The organism is Novosphingobium sp. PhB57 (genome assembly GCF_004342985.1).
GTDB lineage: Bacteria > Pseudomonadota > Alphaproteobacteria > Sphingomonadales > Sphingomonadaceae > Novosphingobium.
On sequence record NZ_SMBO01000039.1, the window covers coordinates 1 to 1,411 of the forward strand.

Consider the following 1,411-nt stretch of genomic DNA (forward strand, 5'->3'; position numbering starts at 1 on the left):
CTGTTGGGGTGGACGGCCTCCATACGGCATCAAAAAAGTGCCAGAGTGAGTCGTTAGACCTCAAACGAAGGAGACCGTCCGTGGACGAGATTATTCGCATTGGTATCGACACGTCAAAACATGTTTTTCAGCTGCACGGCGTGAATGCGGCCGAGCATCCGGTGCTGCGCAGGAAGATGCGACGCACCGAGATGATTGAGTTTCTCGAAAAACTGCCGCCGACGGTGATTGCCATTGAGGCGTGCGGCAGCTCCCATCACTGGGCCCGCCTGCTGGGTTCGTTCGGTCACGAGGTGAAGCTGATCGCGCCGCAACTGGCAAAGCCCTACGTGAAGCGTGGAAAGAACGATGCCGCCGATGCCGAGGCGCTGTGCGAGGCGATGAGTCGCCCGACGATGCGCTTTGTGCCGGCGAAAACCGCAGATCAACAAGCTGCGCTGATGTTGGTCGGAATGCGTAGCAGGCTGGTCCGGAACAAGACCCAGCTCGCCAATGCGATCCGCGGCTATGCCGCCGAGTTCGGCCTGACAGCAGCCAAGGGCATGTGTAAGATCGCACCGCTCCTCGATCGCATCGCAGCGAACGCGACCATTCCCGCGCTGGCGCGGGAACTCTTCGCAGCACACGCCGGTGAATATGCGCGGCTGGAAAAGGAACTCAGAGAGGTCGAGGCGAAGGTGCTGGTGTGGCACCGTGCCAACGAGGCTAGCCGTCGCCTGGCGCAGATCCCGGGCGTCGGACCAATCGGCGCATCGCTGCTCATGATGAAAACGCCTGCGCCAGAGCTGTTTGTTTCCGGGCGCCAATTTGCAGCCTGGATGGGACTGACGCCGAAAGATCATTCAACTGCTGGAAAAGCGCGGCAAGGCATCATCACGCGGGCTGGTGACGAGGCACTTCGGAGTACGCTGGTGGCCGGCGCCACCGCGCTCCTTCGATATGTCAGGGCGGGAAGCGGAAAGAACGCGTCGCCCTGGCTGCTTGGCATGCTCAAGCGCAAGCCGCCGAAGCTCGTAGCGGTGGCGCTGGCCAACAAGATCGCGCGGATCGCCTGGAAGATGATGGTGACTGGCGAAAGTTATAGGAAAAACGCTGAGCTGCCAGAGCTGGCATGCGCGGCATAGGAGATCAGTCAGTCACGGTGAGCAGGCAATCAAAGCTACCGTGCTGACCTGATGCGTGAACTTGCAAGAAATAGCAGATGGTAGATCGATCGATCCAAAACGCGTGACACTCCGCAAGAGCCAGGGGCCATTTAGGTCGCTTACCTGTTTGGAGCGCGCGTCGCGGAAACCATCTTGGCCAGCGTTCATGTGCGAGCGCAATAATAGGCCGGACATATGAACGCATGCGATCCGATCAAACTTCTGCCCCCATCTTGCAGGGAGGAGGCCGTCCACATATGGCTCTT

At 59.7% G+C, this 1,411-nt stretch carries 1 protein-coding gene; it reads left to right on the plus strand.

Annotated features, from left to right (window positions below):
* Positions 1–80: 80 nt before the first annotated feature.
* A complete protein-coding gene (locus EDF58_RS25720) occupies positions 81–1,124 on the plus strand; it encodes an IS110 family transposase (RefSeq protein ID WP_132270633.1) in 1,044 nt (347 codons plus the stop codon).
* Positions 1,125–1,411: the final 287 nt, after the last annotated feature.